At 66.2% G+C, this 14,314-nt stretch carries 17 protein-coding genes; 5 read left to right on the forward strand and 12 right to left on the reverse strand.

The window, feature by feature from the left end; all coding sequences use genetic code 11:
- Window positions 1–2: 2 nt before the first annotated feature.
- The 8 genes from fliJ to ACH488_RS07330 are packed head-to-tail and all read right to left on the reverse strand — an operon-like array spanning window position 3 to window position 6,021.
- The gene (gene fliJ / locus ACH488_RS07295) at window positions 3–437 is read right to left on the reverse strand and encodes a flagellar export protein FliJ (protein ID WP_397323198.1); all 435 of its coding nucleotides are present in this window, start codon (window positions 435–437) and stop codon (window positions 3–5) included.
- Window positions 434–1,747 carry a FliI/YscN family ATPase gene (locus ACH488_RS07300; RefSeq protein WP_397323200.1) on the reverse strand — a complete coding sequence of 438 codons (1,314 nt, stop codon included), beginning with the start codon at window positions 1,745–1,747 and terminating at the stop codon, window positions 434–436. The genes fliJ and ACH488_RS07300 overlap by 4 nt, the downstream gene beginning before the upstream one ends.
- Entirely contained in the window at window positions 1,744–2,343 is a 600-nt protein-coding gene (locus tag ACH488_RS07305) for a FliH/SctL family protein (RefSeq protein WP_397323201.1), read from the reverse strand. The genes ACH488_RS07300 and ACH488_RS07305 overlap by 4 nt, the downstream gene beginning before the upstream one ends.
- On the reverse strand, window positions 2,333–3,355 hold the full coding sequence (fliG, locus tag ACH488_RS07310) for a flagellar motor switch protein FliG (RefSeq protein ID WP_397323202.1): 1,023 nt from the start codon (window positions 3,353–3,355) through the stop codon (window positions 2,333–2,335). The genes ACH488_RS07305 and fliG overlap by 11 nt, the downstream gene beginning before the upstream one ends.
- Window positions 3,352–4,989 (reverse strand): flagellar basal-body MS-ring/collar protein FliF, encoded by a 1,638-nt coding sequence (gene fliF / locus ACH488_RS07315; RefSeq protein WP_397323203.1) that lies wholly within the window; start codon window positions 4,987–4,989, stop codon window positions 3,352–3,354. The genes fliG and fliF overlap by 4 nt, the downstream gene beginning before the upstream one ends.
- Complete coding sequence (gene fliE / locus ACH488_RS07320; RefSeq protein WP_397323205.1) at window positions 4,989–5,288, reverse strand: flagellar hook-basal body complex protein FliE; 300 nt, start codon at window positions 5,286–5,288, stop codon at window positions 4,989–4,991. Before fliE ends, fliF begins: the two co-directional genes overlap by 1 nt.
- Window positions 5,288–5,680, reverse strand: coding sequence for a flagellar basal body rod protein FlgC (locus ACH488_RS07325; RefSeq protein WP_397323207.1), 393 nt, complete (start codon window positions 5,678–5,680; stop codon window positions 5,288–5,290). The genes fliE and ACH488_RS07325 overlap by 1 nt, the downstream gene beginning before the upstream one ends.
- Window positions 5,680–6,021 (reverse strand): flagellar basal body rod protein FlgB, encoded by a 342-nt coding sequence (locus ACH488_RS07330; RefSeq protein ID WP_397323208.1) that lies wholly within the window; start codon window positions 6,019–6,021, stop codon window positions 5,680–5,682. Before ACH488_RS07330 ends, ACH488_RS07325 begins: the two co-directional genes overlap by 1 nt.
- 627 nt (window positions 6,022–6,648) lie before the next feature.
- On the opposite strand from ACH488_RS07330, the gene ACH488_RS07335 reads away from it, so the two are divergent.
- Window positions 6,649–7,863, forward strand: coding sequence for an amidohydrolase (locus tag ACH488_RS07335; RefSeq protein WP_397323209.1), 1,215 nt, complete (start codon window positions 6,649–6,651; stop codon window positions 7,861–7,863).
- A gap of 23 nt (window positions 7,864–7,886) precedes the next feature.
- On the opposite strand, the gene ACH488_RS07340 is transcribed toward ACH488_RS07335, so the two are convergent.
- The 4 genes from ACH488_RS07340 to ACH488_RS07355 all read right to left on the reverse strand — a co-directional run bounded on the left by ACH488_RS07340 (window position 7,887) and on the right by ACH488_RS07355 (window position 10,935).
- Window positions 7,887–8,168: a hypothetical protein gene (locus ACH488_RS07340; RefSeq protein ID WP_397323211.1), complete on the reverse strand. Its 282-nt coding sequence runs from the start codon at window positions 8,166–8,168 to the stop codon at window positions 7,887–7,889.
- Window positions 8,158–8,604 carry a flagellar export chaperone FliS gene (gene fliS, locus ACH488_RS07345; RefSeq protein ID WP_397323212.1) on the reverse strand — a complete coding sequence of 149 codons (447 nt, stop codon included), beginning with the start codon at window positions 8,602–8,604 and terminating at the stop codon, window positions 8,158–8,160. The genes ACH488_RS07340 and fliS overlap by 11 nt, the downstream gene beginning before the upstream one ends.
- Window positions 8,605–8,606: 2 nt before the next feature.
- Window positions 8,607–9,989 (reverse strand): flagellar filament capping protein FliD, encoded by a 1,383-nt coding sequence (gene fliD, locus ACH488_RS07350; RefSeq protein ID WP_397323213.1) that lies wholly within the window; start codon window positions 9,987–9,989, stop codon window positions 8,607–8,609.
- A 106-nt stretch (window positions 9,990–10,095) separates the two neighbouring features.
- Complete coding sequence (locus tag ACH488_RS07355) at window positions 10,096–10,935, reverse strand: flagellin (protein WP_397323214.1); 840 nt, start codon at window positions 10,933–10,935, stop codon at window positions 10,096–10,098.
- Between the two features lie 195 nt (window positions 10,936–11,130).
- Here ACH488_RS07355 and ACH488_RS07360 point away from each other — a divergent pair, with 195 nt between their 5' ends.
- Genes ACH488_RS07360 through ACH488_RS07375 form a run of 4 tightly spaced genes read left to right on the forward strand, consistent with a single transcriptional unit; the run spans window position 11,131 to window position 14,301 of the window.
- On the forward strand, window positions 11,131–11,613 hold the full coding sequence (locus ACH488_RS07360; RefSeq protein ID WP_397323215.1) for a flagellar protein FlgN: 483 nt from the start codon (window positions 11,131–11,133) through the stop codon (window positions 11,611–11,613).
- A 13-nt stretch (window positions 11,614–11,626) separates the two neighbouring features.
- On the forward strand, window positions 11,627–13,045 hold the full coding sequence (gene flgK / locus ACH488_RS07365) for a flagellar hook-associated protein FlgK (RefSeq protein ID WP_397323216.1): 1,419 nt from the start codon (window positions 11,627–11,629) through the stop codon (window positions 13,043–13,045).
- Window positions 13,046–13,048: 3 nt separating this feature from the next.
- A complete protein-coding gene (flgL, locus tag ACH488_RS07370) occupies window positions 13,049–13,936 on the forward strand; it encodes a flagellar hook-associated protein FlgL (RefSeq protein WP_397323217.1) in 888 nt (295 codons plus the stop codon).
- A complete protein-coding gene (locus ACH488_RS07375; RefSeq protein ID WP_397323218.1) occupies window positions 13,933–14,301 on the forward strand; it encodes a flagellar assembly protein FliW in 369 nt (122 codons plus the stop codon). The genes flgL and ACH488_RS07375 overlap by 4 nt, the downstream gene beginning before the upstream one ends.
- Window positions 14,302–14,314 lie beyond the last annotated feature (13 nt).

Genomic DNA, 14,314 nt, shown 5'->3' on the forward strand with positions numbered 1-14,314 from the left:
GCTCACGAGCCGGCCTTCCGGTGCCACGCGGCGGAGGCAATCTCGTCCAGGGCGCCTTGTTCGGCGTGGAGTTCGGCGGCGAGGAAGGCGGCGTCGTGGCGGGTTTCGAGTTTCTCCAACCCAACGGCCCGGCGCCGGGCCTCGGTGTACTCGTCCCGGGCAGCCGCGGCCTCGGCGTCAGCAACAGCAGCCAGGGCATCGAGTTCGGCAAGCATGCTTTGCGAGGCAGCACGCGCGGCGGCTATGGCCAGCAGGGACCCGGAATCCCCCAGCGAACCAACGGAACCCGACGAATCCGCCAGGGCTGCACGGGCTTCGGCCCGCCGTTCACGCACGGAGGATGACCGCGAGTTCGCCGTGGCCAGGCCGGATTCGGCAGCCTTCTGCTCGGCCTGCCGCAGCCTGAGCAGCCCTGCCAGGGAGAATTGTCGGTTCATGTGGTTCCTTCCACGCCAAAAAGGGAAGACAGCCTGGACAAAGCCGCCCAGGATTCGCCAAACGAGGAAGGCATGCCCATCCCCTGGCGCAGGAACTGGTTGATGGCAGCCTCGTTGTCCAGGGCGGCGTCCACCAGCGGGTTGCTGCCGTGCCGGTAGGCGCCGACGTCGATCAGGTCCTGCGCTCCGCGTCGGGCAGCGAGGACGCGCCGCAAGGCGACAGCCAGCGCAGTATGGGTAGCCGGGTTGACCTTCGACGCCACCCGGGACACCGAACCGAGGACATCCACCGAGGGGAAGTGCCCGGTGACGGCGAGCTTCCGGTCCAGGACCACGTGGCCGTCCAGGATGGAACGCGCGGCGTCGGCGATCGGTTCGTTGTGGTCGTCGCCGTCCACCAGGACTGTGTAGATCCCCGTAATGGAGCCGGTTTCCGCGGTCCCGGCACGTTCCAGGAGCCTCGCCAGCACGGAAAAGGTCGACGGCGGGTACCCGCGTGTCGCGGGCGGCTCACCTGCGGAGAGGCCGATTTCTCGTTGCGCCATGGCGACGCGCGTCAGGGAGTCCATCATCAGGACCACGTCCTGCCCCGATTCGCGGAACGACTCTGCAATGCGGGTTGCCGTGACGGCCGCCCGAAGCCGCATGAGCGCGGGTTCGTCGGAGGTAGCGACCACCACCACGGAGCGCGCCAGGCCTTCGGCGCCGAGGTCGTCTTCGAGGAACTCGCGCACTTCACGTCCACGCTCCCCCACCAGGGCAATCACGGAGACCTCGGCGTCAGTACCCCGAGCCACCATGGACAGCAGCGAGGACTTGCCCACGCCGGACCCGGCGAACAATCCAAGGCGTTGCCCGCGACCCAGGGTACAGAGGGTGTCCAGCACACGGACTCCGGTTTGGAGCGGGGTGTCGATGCGGGCCCGGCGCATGGCATTCGGCGCTTCCTGGTCCAACGGCACCTTGCCGGCGCAGAGCAAGGGTCCTTTCCCGTCAATCGGCCTGCCGAGCGCATCCAGCACGCGCCCAAACAATCCAGCACCGGTAGGAACCATCACCGGATTCCCGGCAGCACGGGCCGGAGCTCCGGCGGCAATGCCCGTCAGCCGGCCAAGGGGCATGCACCGCACTCCCCCGGGAACGGAGGCAACAACCTCGGCGTCGAGGGTGTCGGCTCCCGTGCCCACCGTGACCAGCTCACCGACCGCGCATTCCAGTCCGGCAACTTCCAGCCCGAGCCCCAGCACGGACGTCACTGTTCCCACTCGCTGCGGCGCGGCTGCGGCAACGGCGGCAGCGAGGCCCCTCACGCCGGGCCGCCCAGCAGCGCCTGCCGCGCCCGGTCCAGCGCGGATCCCAGCCGCGCGTCGATCCACCCGTACGGATAGTCGCCGACGGCGTCGCCCGGGTTGAGTGCGGGATCGGCCTTGAGTTCAACACCGGTTGGAGGCACGACGCCGGCAGCTTCCAACGCGGCCACGTCACCGGGGTGCAGGCGAACCTCCGTCACGGTTCCGTCAGGCTGCCCGAGCGCGCGATCGAGTGCAGCCCGGGCAGTCCGTTCTCCGTGGGCAAGCTCGTAGCCGAGGATCGCCTCCGCGAGTTCCAACGCACCGGCTGCCAGCGCATCCTCAATCTGACCCACGGCAACTTCCTGGCGGCGTTGCGCGGCCGAAGCCGCCGCCTCAAGGACGGTGACGGCACGCGCAACAGCCGAGCGCCCGGCGCCGAGCCTTTCTGCGTGCTCGGCCAGCAACTGTTCCCGCAGGCGGCGCTGTTCTGCTGCCGCGGCCTGCATCCCGGCCGCGTACCCGGCAGCGTGGCCCTGGGTGAATCCCCGGTCCGCGGAAGGTTGCTCCGTGCGGAGTTCCGGGAACGTGACGCGGGTGTATGGCTCAGTAGACAAAGTCGTCCTCGTCCCCGCGCCGGACCACAATGGCACCCTCGGCCTCGAGCTCGCGGATGGACCTGACGATGTCCGCGCGTGCCTCTTCCACCTGCGAGGCCCGGACCGGACCGGAAGCGGCCATCTCCGATTCGAGGATCTCCAGGTTGCGGCCGGACATGTTGGCGCGGACCGTGTCCAGCACCACCGGCGGGGCGCCCTTCATGGCGACGGCCAGCACATCGGCGCTGACTCCGCGCAGGATCTGCTGGATGTCACGTGGTTCCAGTTTGACGATGTCCACGAACGTCAACATCCGTGCCCGTACTTCGGTGGCCAGGTCCGGATCCACGGTGCCCAGGCCGTCCAGCACGGAGCGTTCGGTGTTGACGTCCGAACGGTTGATGATGTCCACCAACGGCTGGATGCCACCCACGATCTCGTTGGTTTTCCGTTGCGACATGACGGCCCCCGCGCGGACCTTGAGCGTTTCGGCCACGATTCCCACAGCTTCCGGGGAGGCCGAGCCCATGGTCGCGATGCACCGGGCAACCTCGATGCGCTGGGTGTCGCCCAGCCCGGACATGACGGCGGAGGCTTTTCCGGGCCGCAAGTGGGCCAGGATCAGTGCGATGGTCTGCGGCAATTCGCCGTCGATCAGGGCAAGGATCTGCCCGGGGTCCATCATCTCCAGGAACTCGAAGGACTTCCCGGCCATGGTTGAGGCGAGTCGGTCCATGAAGCCTGCGGCTTTGTCCGCGCCGAAGGACGCTTCAAGAAGCCCGACGGCGAATTCCTGGCCGCCGCGGGCGGTGCGGCGGCCGCTGACGGCCAGTCCGTGGAACTCGTTAATGACGTGGTCCGCTACTACGGACGAGACGCGGCGGAGACGGACGATCTCTGCGGCGATGTCCTCCGCTTCGGATTCGGAGAACTGGCCCATGACGGCCGCAGCACTCGATGGGCTCATCTGCATGAGCACCACCGCCACCTTCTGCACCCCGTTCAGGGCTGAGGCTTCCGGGAGGCTCAAACTGACTGCCTTTCATCCATGAGTCCCCGCAAGTACTCCGCGGTGCGGGCCGGGTTGTCCGCCACCATGGCCTCGATCTGGGCCCGCTTGAGCTCGCCGTCGAGTGCTTCGGAGCCGGGCAAAGGCAGTGCCGGGGTGGGCTCCAACGGGGCTACGGGCTGGATGGAGGTGAGCTCGATTGCCGTGGTGGGCGGCCCGGCGGCGATGGCAGGCGTGGGGATGGCCTCGGGCAGTGCCTCGTAGTCCAGGCGTTCGCCGAGGTCCACTGGTTCACGTTGCTGGCGGCGCTTGAGGATGATCAGCACCGTCACGATCAGGGCGATCGCGGCGAGCAGGATGCTTCCGGCCATGATGAGGGTGTTCATGAGGGCCGCGTCCTTGGCAGCCTCGGCATCCGCCTGGGCAGTGCCGAGTGCTTGTGCTGCCTTGTCCGCCGCTGCTGTGCTGAACGGCAGGACCTCCACTGTGACCACGTCGCCGCGGGCAGTGTTGATACCAGCAGCAGCAGTCACCAGAGCGCGGACGGAGTCAACGTTCACTCCCCCGGCGGCGGACTGGTTGATGGCCACGGAGATGGTCTGGCGCTTGACGGCACCCTGCGGGATGGTCCGGTCCTCGGTGACTTTGTTGACCGCGTTGTTCTTGGTGGTGTCGCTGGAATCGTAGGAACCATTGGCCGCCGTGCCGCCGGGAACAGCTATGTTGTCCGGGCCGAGCACCCCGGACGCGCCACCGCCGGTACCCGTGTACTTCTCGGTCTTGGTGGACTCGCTAAGTGCCGGGGTGTTGGTGGCTGGAGTGAAGGTTTCGCTGCGTTGCTGGGCGGATTCCGCGGTGACGTCCGCGGCCACGGCCACTGTGGCGTTGCCCGGACCCACCACGCTGTCCAGGACGGAACGGACGGCATCCGAGGTGCGCTGCTGGTAGTCCGTTGCCTGCTTGGACGAAGACCCCGTGGCCCCCGCGCCAACAGTGGAGAGCACGTTGCCCTGCGAATCCACTACCGAAACGTTGGTGGGCTTGAGGTTTTCGATCGCCGCGGAGGTCAAGTGCACAATGGCTTGGACCTTGTCCGAGGACAACGTGGTGCCCGGCTGGGTCTGCACGAACACCGAGGCCGTGGCTTCGGGCGTGGTGGAGACGAACACGGACTTTTCCGGAATGGCGAGCTGCACGGCCGCGGACTTCACGCCGTCCATGGCCTGGATGGTGGTGCTGAGTTCCCCTTCCAGCGCGCGCTTGTACGTTACGGACTGCTGGAACTCCGAGGACGTGACGCCCAGTTTGTCCAGCAAGGAGTAACCCGTGGCAGCGGCCGTGGGCAGCCCGGCGGCGGCGGCCTTCAGGCGTTCGTCGTACACCTTGTCCTCGGGGACCAGGATGGTGGATCCGCCGTTGCTCAGTTCGTACGGGATGTTGTCCTTGCGGAGCTGCTCCACGATGCTGTTGGCGTCCGTGTCCTTCAACCCCGAAAACAAGGGTGAGTAGGCGGGCTTTCCCAGCCAGGCGGTCAACGCCACGCCGCCCAGGACCAACACAGCAACGCCCAGGATGGCGAGGGTGCGCTGGGCAGGGCTGAACGCCTGCATCCCGCTGCCGAGCTTGCGGAAGAACTGGGAAATCGCCGGTGGCATCAGGCCTGCATCCTCATGATCTCGTTGAACGCGTCAACACCCTTGTTGCGCACGGCTGCAACCAGCTCGAACGTCACTTGGGCGCGCGTGGCAGCAAGGGTTGCCTTGTGGATGTCATCCAGGTTGCCTGTCACTGCGGACACGGCCAGTTCCTTGGAGGCCGACTGCAAGGACTGCAAATCGTCGACGGCGCCAGTCAGGGCCGTGCCAAAGTCGCCGCCGGTACTGGCTGGCTTGGCACTGCCCACATACCCGGTTCCGCTGACGCCTTGGACGCTCTCAACAGGACCCAGGGCCATCAGGACTTTCCTATCTCAAGTGCTGCCAGGTACGTTTCACGGGCGCGGTCCACCACTTGCGCGTTGGCTTGGTAGCCGCGCTGGGCGACGATCAAGGTGCCCATCTGTTCGGCCAGGTCGATGTCCGGGTACTTCACGTTCCCATTGGCGTCGGCAAGGGGGTGGTCCGGCTGGTAGACGATCCTGCCGGTCGCATCACCCAGAGGGGTGCTCTTGACGTACACGCCTTGGCCGTCGTTGCCCTCGGCGGCCTCGATGTAGCGGGCACGGAACACTTGTCCGTCCGTCCGCGAGGCGTTGTTCATGTTGGCGAGGTTGTCCGAGACAGCATCGAGCCACTTGCGGTGGACCGTCAGTGCCGAGCCTGCGATTCCGATAGCGTCGAAGGTCATCAGTTGGTCCTCAATGCCGTGCGAAGTGACGTGAACTCGCCGGCAACTGCCCTCGCGGCGAACTGGTACCGCAGCACGGTATCGATGTTGGAAAGCGTCTCGGTGTCCAGGTTGACGTTGTTACCGTCCGTGCGGGTCGGCTCGTCCGAGGGAGAGATGGTGGCGTTGACGGTGCCGTTGCCGGAGCGGACCGATGCAGCCAACTGGTCCTCGAAGGAGACGCGCTTGGCCGTGTAATTGGGCGTGTTGACGTTCGCGATGTTGTTGGCGATGGTCCGTTGGCGCAAGGAAAGCGCGTCCATGGCGCTGGCCAAGGCGACGGAGGTCACGGATTCAAGCACAAAGTCCTCACCTGGTGGTGTTCAAAGGCCAATCCGTGGCCAAGCATCGAGCGATCCCTGCTCAGCAAGGGCTATCGGCACCGTTCGAAAGGACGTTAGGCGAATCGCCAACAAATTTTGTAAACGCCGTGCTGGCTTCTGTTGCGAGGCCCACTCGACCATCCCCACCGCCTCCCTGACTTCGCAAGCTCAGCCAGGGAACCCGGGCGGCGTGGGCCCTGTTCTCGAATACCCCGCACAGCGTGCCTCACAACGTGTCTGTTGGGGCCGCCGCCTTGGTGTCAACTGCTGCCGTGAGTTCATCGATCCGGTCCATGGCGTCGCTCAGGCGGCCGACTGTTTCCCACAAGTGAGGGTGCCGCGACCGGACCTGCTGCAGGGGCGTTCCGTCCTTCGCGATGGCAGCTCTTCAGAAGCAGCCATGCATCCAAGTCTGCACCGGACGGGTGGAACCAGCGTGCCAAGCACCGTCCGCACCACGCCGTCCGCACCACGCCGTCCGCACCACGCCGTCGGCACCAAGGCGAGTGCCGCCGTCGTTCTTCCAGTTGCGGGACCCAGGCGCCCCTCAGCCCCACTCGCTACACTGGCCCCATTCCCAGGCGTCGAACGGTAAGGGGTAAGTCCGTGGGCATTGACCTAGAAGAGCTGTACAAAGACCTGCATTCGAATCCGGAGCTGTCCTTCCAGGAAGTCCGCACGGCAGGCATCGTGGCGGGGCACCTCGAAGAGCTGGGCCTTGCCGTGCACCGCAACATCGGCAAGACGGGCGTGGTGGGCGTCCTCAACAACGGCGACGGTCCGGTGGTGATGCTCCGGGCCGACATGGACGCGCTCCCCGTCAAGGAAGCCACCGGCCTGGACTACGCCAGCACCGCCACGGGCGAAGACCATGAAGGCCGCGAGGTACCCGTGATGCACGCGTGTGGTCACGACGTCCACGTCACGTGCCTCCTGGGCGCGGTGGAGAAACTCGTCAACCAGAAGCAGGAGTGGCAAGGCACGCTCATCGCCCTGTTACAGCCCGCCGAGGAGTGGGGCGGCGGAGCGAATGCGATGGTCAAGGACGGCCTCTACGCTCGCATCCCCAAGCCGGATGTGGTGCTCGGCCAGCACGTGGCGCCCTTCCCGGCTGGCTGGTTCGGGCTCCGGTCCGGCGTTGCCATGGCTTCGGCGGATTCGCTCAACGTCACCTTGCATGGCCGGGGCGGTCACGGTTCGCGTCCCGAAACCACGGTGGACCCCGTCCTCATGGCAGCTGCGGCAACCGTCCGGCTCCAAGGCGTGGTTTCCCGCGAAATCGCCCCGAGTGATTCGGCGGTGGTGACTGTCGGCCAACTTCACGCCGGAACCAAGAACAACATCATCCCCGAAACGGCCACCTTGGGCCTCAGTATCCGGTCCTTCAGCGAGCCAACACGCGAGAAGGTGCTGGCCGCCGTCGAACGTATTGTGCGGAGCGAGGCCACCGCCTCGGGCGCCACCCAGGAACCCGACTTCCACTACGAGGAGCGCTTTCCCCTGACCGTCAACGACGATGCAGCGGCGAAAAGGGTGGACGCGGCTTTCAGGACCACTTTCGGCGCCCACCAAGTGATCGATCCCGGCCCGGTTTCCGGAAGCGAGGACGTCGGGATGCTGGCGACGGCGGCCGGCGCACCACTGGTGTTCTGGTTCCTGGGCGGGATCGAACCGCATTACGCCAAGGATTTCGCAGAGAAGGGACGGCTTCCGGAGGATGTGCCGTCCAACCACTCCCCGTACTTCGCCCCGGTGATCCAACCGACGCTGGGCATTGGCACGGATGCCTTGGTCACGGCAGCCCGGGAGTTCCTGGCCTGACCCGCCGGCCCAACCAGGAAAAGTCAGCCGCGCACGTCCAGGAGGAGTGGCTGCGAGGAACCCGGCCCGGACGGGACCGCAGCGAGCGCACCGAGTTGCGAGCCGGCGTCGTACTTCAAGCGGGCCAGGAGGTCCATGGCGTCGGCCTGCGCGTCGAGGACCTGCCGTGCCCGTGCCTCCAAGGCGACGGGCAGCGGACCGGCATCACGCGGCGGCTCCCACGACGGCGGGAACCCGCCGGAGACAGCCACGGCGATGTCCGCCTCCAACCGGTCCAGGACGGCGGACCAAGCGTCAAGCGACACCGAGCGCCCGCCCCGAGGCAGCAACGGAACCCGAAGCAACAGGCGCTTCCACGGGCAATTGCGCCGCCGCCTCGTGCCACCCCTGCCGCAGCGGTTCCAGGAGCTCGATGCACTCCTTGGTCCGCTCCACGTCGCGGTAGATGTTGGCGCCAATAAGGGCCTGCATGGCGTACTCATAGATGCTGGCAAGCGAAGCGGCTCCGTCCCAGAGGTCCACCCGGAGCGTCGCCTGGAGCTCGGCGACAATTGCCTGGGCGTGCAGCAGGTTTTCGCGGGCCGAGTCCCAATTGCTGTTTTCCTGGGCAAGGCGGGCGCGCTTCAAATCCAGCAGGAGGCGGTCGTACAGCATGGTGAGCAGTCGGGCAGGCGGCGCGGAGAGGACGGCGTCGTCGTTGTAGCGCGAGAGCTGCTGGGCGCGAAGGGCACTGTAGGTCATGGCTATTCTCCTGTGGACTGCTTCGGGAGGCTGGAAATCTGCCCGGACAACCAACTGGACTGCGATTGGAGGCCGCCGAGCAGCACCTCCATGTTGGTATAGACGGACTGGAGCGTGGCCCGTCGCGTCGCGAGGCGCTGGTCCCAGTCGGCGATTCTGGTGCCCAGGTCCCGGATTTCGGATTCGCGGCCCTTGATGAGGCTGGAAATGGAGCCGTTGAAGGGATCGGAAGCGGCCTTGGCTGCGTCGGCAACCCGCCCCGCCAAAGCCTGCACCGCCGCTTGGGTCGCGGCCGGATCGGCCGACAACGCTGCGGCAAACTTCTCCGAATCGAACGTGAAATTCCCGTCCTTGGTGATGTTGATGCCGTATTCTGCCGGCGACTTCCCGTCGATGGGTCGGGAAAGTGCTGCCACCACCTGGTCATTGACGGCGCGCACGCTGGTGTTGCCGGTCAGGATCCCGGCTTTGGGGACGGTGGCTCCGCTGGAGTCCGTGGTCTTGGAGACCGCACTGTACATGGACACGAAGCTGAGGACGTCGTTGACGGACTTCACCAGGTCTTCGGCCTTCTTGGTGATGCCGGGGACGTCGCTGGCAACGGTCACGGTCACCGGCCCGGTGCTCACTGCGGTGGCCGTGACGGACACGCCCGGCAGCACATCCGTGAACGTATTGGTTCCCGAGGTCAGGACCTGCTCGGCCGCAGTGCCCGCGTACAGGGTCGCTTTGGCGTCCTGGGCGGAGCGTACGACGGCGGCGGTCGGGTCCGCCATGAGGTCCACCGCGGTGCCGCCCGCCACTTGCGCGGCTGTGCCTTGGTAGGCGGTAAAGGCTCCGGCTGCTCCGGACGTGGACGCCGTGAGTTGCAGGCGGTAGGTGCCGTTGCCTGCCGGAACCTTCACCGCATGAGCGCCGCCGGACGCTGCGTTGATCGCCGAAACCACGTCATCCAAGGAAGTGCTCGCAGGAGCAATCTCGGTCGTCTTACCCGTGGAATCAACGATCACCAAGTGTGCCGGCGCACCACCGTCGGTGGGCCAGGAGGCCATGGCCGCGGTGACGTTTACCTGCGTCTGGGCCAACTGCGTCACGGTCAGGTCGATCGATCCCGCAGTGGCCGCCGTCGTGGTTTTTGCCGTGACGGAAGGGGAACTGCTGGTGGCAGTGAACAGGTTCAGCGCGCCGGTGGCGGAACCTGCAACGGAAAGATCCTTCAGCGCCGTGAGCTTGGAGTTGAGGGACTGCAGGGTGGAAATGACCGTCTGGTTGGAGGCCAGCTTGGTCTTGAGCTGGGTCTGCGGCAAGGCTTCGACGGACATCAGGGAGTTGATGATCGCCGTGGTGTTCAGCCCACTGGCGAGCCCGTCGATGGCGGTTGTCACAGGTTCTCCTTCCAGGTTTGTTCAAGAGCCGCGCCGAGCGGCGGCCGGCCGGGATGGGGGCCCGGCCGGTCGCCACATCAGCCCAGAGGCGTTAGCGCAGGAGCGTTTAGCGCAGGAGCGAGAGAACGCCCTGGCCGGACTGGTTGGCCTGTGCCAGCATGGCCGTGCCTGCCTGGGACAGGATGTTGGCCTTGGTGTACTTGACCATTTCCGCAGCCATGTCAGTGTCCGCGATGCGGGACTGTGCAGCCTGCAGGTTCTCGCCGGCAACGTTCAGCGACTTGATGGCGTGGTCCAGTCGGTTCTGGCTTGCACCAAGGTCCGAACGCTGCGTGGAGACTGCCTTGATGGCTGCGTCAATCGCCGTGATGGTGGTCTGGGCGTTGGCGTTGGTGGTGACATCGAAGCCCGTGGCACCGGCGGCGCCGGACAGCGTGCCCGCTGCCGTTGCTACGTCGCCGAGGTTGACGGCAATGACATCGTTGGCCGAACCGGCAGTACCCACCTGGATGTTCAGCGCCGCGCCACCCTTGAGGAGGTCGATGCCGTTGAAGTTGGTGGACTGCGTGATGCGGTCCAGCTCCTTGCCCAGCGAATCGGCTTCGGTCTTGATGGCCGTACGCGCGTCCGCGTTGTTGGAGTCCGAGGCACCCTGGACTGCGAGGTCGCGCATGCGCTGCAGAACGGAGTGGACTTCGGTGAGGGCACCTTCCGTGGTCTGGATGATGCTGATGCCGTCCTGGGCGTTACGGGCGGCAACCGAGGAGCCGCTCACCTGGGACTTGAGGCCCTCCGAGATGGCAAGGCCGGCCGCGTCGTCAGCGGCACGGTTGATGCGCAGGCCGCTGGAGAGCTTTTCCATCGACTTGGCAAGGGTGTCCTGCGTGGCGTTCAAGCTGCGGTACGCGTTGTTTGCCATCAGGTTGTTGTTGATCTGCATGCCCATGATTTTTCCTCCGTGATCTGGACTTACTGTGTGGCAGCCCATCCGTGGGCCGTCACAGCGCACTATCGGAACAGCCAGCAGCGCGGTTAGCAAAAACTTCAATGAGCTTTCGACGCCGCCGGAAGCTAACGCTGCAACGCTCCCGGCCGATAGCAAATGGGGACATCCCCAAAACCAGAACTGGAGTTGACCTCAGTGGCTATCCATGAACTGTCAGCCCTGCTGTGGCGAGAACGTGAGCTCCTGGATCTGCTGACGTTCAAGCTCGAAGAAGAGCAATTGCTGCTGACGGCCGGCAAGTCCCGTTGGTTGCCGCACGGCACCCGGGAAGTGGAACAGGTCCTGGACCGTGTATCCCAGGCCGGCCTGGCCCGGGCCGTCGAGATCGCAGCCGTGGCCGAACAATGGGGCATCTCCCCGGATTCCTCGCTCGCCGAACTGGCGGCCTCGGCACCGGAGCCTGCGTGGGCGGACGTCCTGACGTCCCACTTGACGGCCATGCGGCAACAAACGGCCACCATCAAGGAACTCCGCGACGCCAATGAACAGTTCCTCCGGGCAGCGGTCCGCTCCACCCAGGAGACCCTGGCGGACCTGAAACCGGTGGCCGGCACGTACGATTCCCACGGCCGCACGGGCGACACCCCAACCGCCCACCTGGTGGACCGGAAGTTCTGAGGAGGAACACACAGTGAGCACCTTCGGCGGACTCAACACGGCCTACCGCGGCCTCACCGCAGCGCAGCAAACCATCAACCTGGCCGGACAAAACATCGCCAACGCCTCCACTGCCGGCTACACCCGCCAGCGGATCGAGCAGTCGGCCATCGGAGCGCCGGTGCCCGTGGGGCTCAACCCGGGCATCGGGCAGGCCGGGCAAGGCGTGTCCGTTGACGGGATCGCACGGCTGGGCAGCAGCTTCCTCGACGCTGGCGTCCGCAACACCGCCGCCGCGTCCGGTTACGCAACCATCCGGTCCACGGAATTGCAGCGGCTTGAGGACTCGTTGCAGGAACCCGGTCCGCATGGACTCTCGACGGCGTTGCAAACCTTTTGGGCGGCATGGCAGGGAGTGGCGAACCACCCGGGCGAGTCCGCTCCGACGTCGGTCCTGCTCGAATCGGCGGCTACCCTGACCGAGACGGTCTCCGCAGGCTACAGGGCCCTGGACGCCCAGTGGAGTCGGGTCCGGGGTGAAACCGCGGCCAACGTCAACGAGCTCAACGCCGCCGCCGGGCGCGTGGCGGACCTCAACGGGCGGATCCGGTCCACGGTGGCTGCCGGCGGGTCCGCGAACGAGCTCATCGATGCCCGCAACCAGTTGACGGAGTCCATTGCCTCGATGGCCGGTGGGACGGTCCGCGAGAATGCCGATGGCACTGCTGACGTCTTCATCGGGGGCAACGCCCTGGTCTCCGGAACGTCGGCCCGCGTGCTGACCCTCGCCGGCCCCACGACCCTCGGCAGCACAACACCGGTGCAGCTGGAATGGGCGGACCGTCCGGGCATGGCGGTAAACCTCGACGGCGGTGAACTCGCCGGGGCGGTGTCCCTCCTGGCACCGGCCAACGGGAGCGGCACCGGCGGCGCCCTCGCCCAGGCCGCGGCATCCTACGATGCCTTCGCAACGCAGCTCATGAACGACGTCAACGCCATCCACCGCACGGGGCAGTCCACCACCGGTGCCGGCAACCTGGACTTCTTCGCCACCACCCCCGGCGTCCCTGCGGCCCTGTCACTCAGGGTGGTCCCGGGCAGTGGGGCCGGAATCGCCACGGGAGCTGCCGGCGCGGGTGCCTTGGATGGAAGCATCGCCGATTCCCTTTCCCTCATTGGTTCATCCTCCACGTCGCCGGATGTTTTCTGGAGCGGAGTCGTTTCCGGGATCGGCATGGCCTCCCGCTCGGCACAACAGCATTCGCAACTGGCCGACGCAGCGGGAGTTGCCGCCGTCGGGCAGCGCAACTCAGGTGCCGGAGTCAGCCTGGACGAGGAAAACATCAACCTCCTCGCCGGGCAGCACGCCTACCAGGCCGCGGCCCGTGTGATGACCGCGATCGACGAGGCCTTGGACGTCCTGATCAACCGCACCGGACTGGTGGGAAGGTAAGCCATGATCAACCGCGTTACCACCCACATGATGGCGGCCTCGTCGCAGCGCAGCCTGCAATCGGCGCAAACCCGGCTGGCCGAGCTGCAGGACCGGGCACTCACACTCAAGAACATCAACCGCCCCTCGGACGATCCAGCGGGTGCCGCACAGGCCATCGCCCTCCGGGGCCAGCTCAACGCGGCCAATCAATATGGCAGCAATATCAGCGACGGAAACGGCTGGCTGGCCGCCGCCGACACCGCGCTGGGCCAGTCCACCAACATCCTGAACCGGGTGCGGGACCTCGTGGTCCAAGTGGCCAACGGCACGCTGAACGATTCCGCGAAGGAGGCCATCGCCGTCGAAATCGAAGGCCTCGGCAAGGACCTCCTGACGCAGGCCAATACGCAGTACCTGGGCCGCAACGTCTTCGCCGGCAGCTCGGATACGGACGGCGCGTTCACCAACGGCACTCCCCCGGTGTTCAACGGTGGGGCCGGAGCGTCGGTGGAGCGTCGCGTGGATGCGTCACGGACCGTGCGCGTGGATTCCGACGGCGGTGCCATCTTCGGCAGCGGCGCCGGCTCGGTTTTCGCCATGGTGGGTGACGTGGTGGCTGACATCCGCGCAGGGGTCAACCCCAACGGACGGCTTGCGGCCATTGGCGCGGGGATCCAATCGGTCATCGACGGCCGCGCCGATGTGGGCATGCGGCAAACACGCCTGGGTCAGGCCCAGGACTCATTGGAAGGGATGAAAGCTACGCTGGAAACGCAGAGGTCACGGGTGGAAGACCTGGATTTGGGAAAGGCTGTCATGGATTTGAAGGTGCAGGAGACCAACTACCAAGTGGCCCTCGCGGTGACCGCCAAGGTATTGCAGCCTACGTTGATGGATTTCCTGCGATGAGCACGGCCCTGGCTTTCGCCGCTCCCCTGCCCGGACTCGAGGCCGCGGAAGGTTTCACCCTGCGTGGCGTTCCGGGTGCCGAAGGATTGTTCGCCTTGGAGGCCACGAATCCGCAGGTACGGATGTTCGTCGCCGACGCTTCGGTGTACGTGCCGGACTATGCCCCGGCCATTCCGCGTTTCGCACTGGAAGCCGTTGGGCTGGCCTCCGCGGAAGGGACCACATTGGTGGTAGTGAACCCCTCGGCGGAGAAGACCACGGTGAACCTCATGGCGCCCATCCTGCTGAACCCCGCCACCGGGGCGTGCATCCAAGTGATTCTCGACGCCGGCACGTACCCGCTGCGGGCAGAGCTCGGTTCTTAAACGCAAAACCCCG

This window comes from Paenarthrobacter sp. NPDC018779, from assembly GCF_044391085.1.
GTDB lineage: Bacteria > Actinomycetota > Actinomycetes > Actinomycetales > Micrococcaceae > Arthrobacter.

Coding starts and splice junctions, on each gene's coding strand:
- fliE (WP_397323205.1), bottom strand. CDS start 5,288: ATGGCCCTGGGTCCTGTTGAGAGCGTCCAAGGCGTCAGCGGAACCGGG.
- fliF (WP_397323203.1), bottom strand. CDS start 4,989: ATGCCACCGGCGATTTCCCAGTTCTTCCGCAAGCTCGGCAGCGGGATG.
- fliS (WP_397323212.1), bottom strand. CDS start 8,604: ATGACCTACAGTGCCCTTCGCGCCCAGCAGCTCTCGCGCTACAACGAC.
- ACH488_RS07375 (WP_397323218.1), top strand. CDS start 13,933: ATGAGCACGGCCCTGGCTTTCGCCGCTCCCCTGCCCGGACTCGAGGCC.
- flgL (WP_397323217.1), top strand. CDS start 13,049: ATGATCAACCGCGTTACCACCCACATGATGGCGGCCTCGTCGCAGCGC.
- ACH488_RS07355 (WP_397323214.1), bottom strand. CDS start 10,935: ATGGGCATGCAGATCAACAACAACCTGATGGCAAACAACGCGTACCGC.
- ACH488_RS07325 (WP_397323207.1), bottom strand. CDS start 5,680: ATGACCTTCGACGCTATCGGAATCGCAGGCTCGGCACTGACGGTCCAC.
- fliJ (WP_397323198.1), bottom strand. CDS start 437: ATGAACCGACAATTCTCCCTGGCAGGGCTGCTCAGGCTGCGGCAGGCC.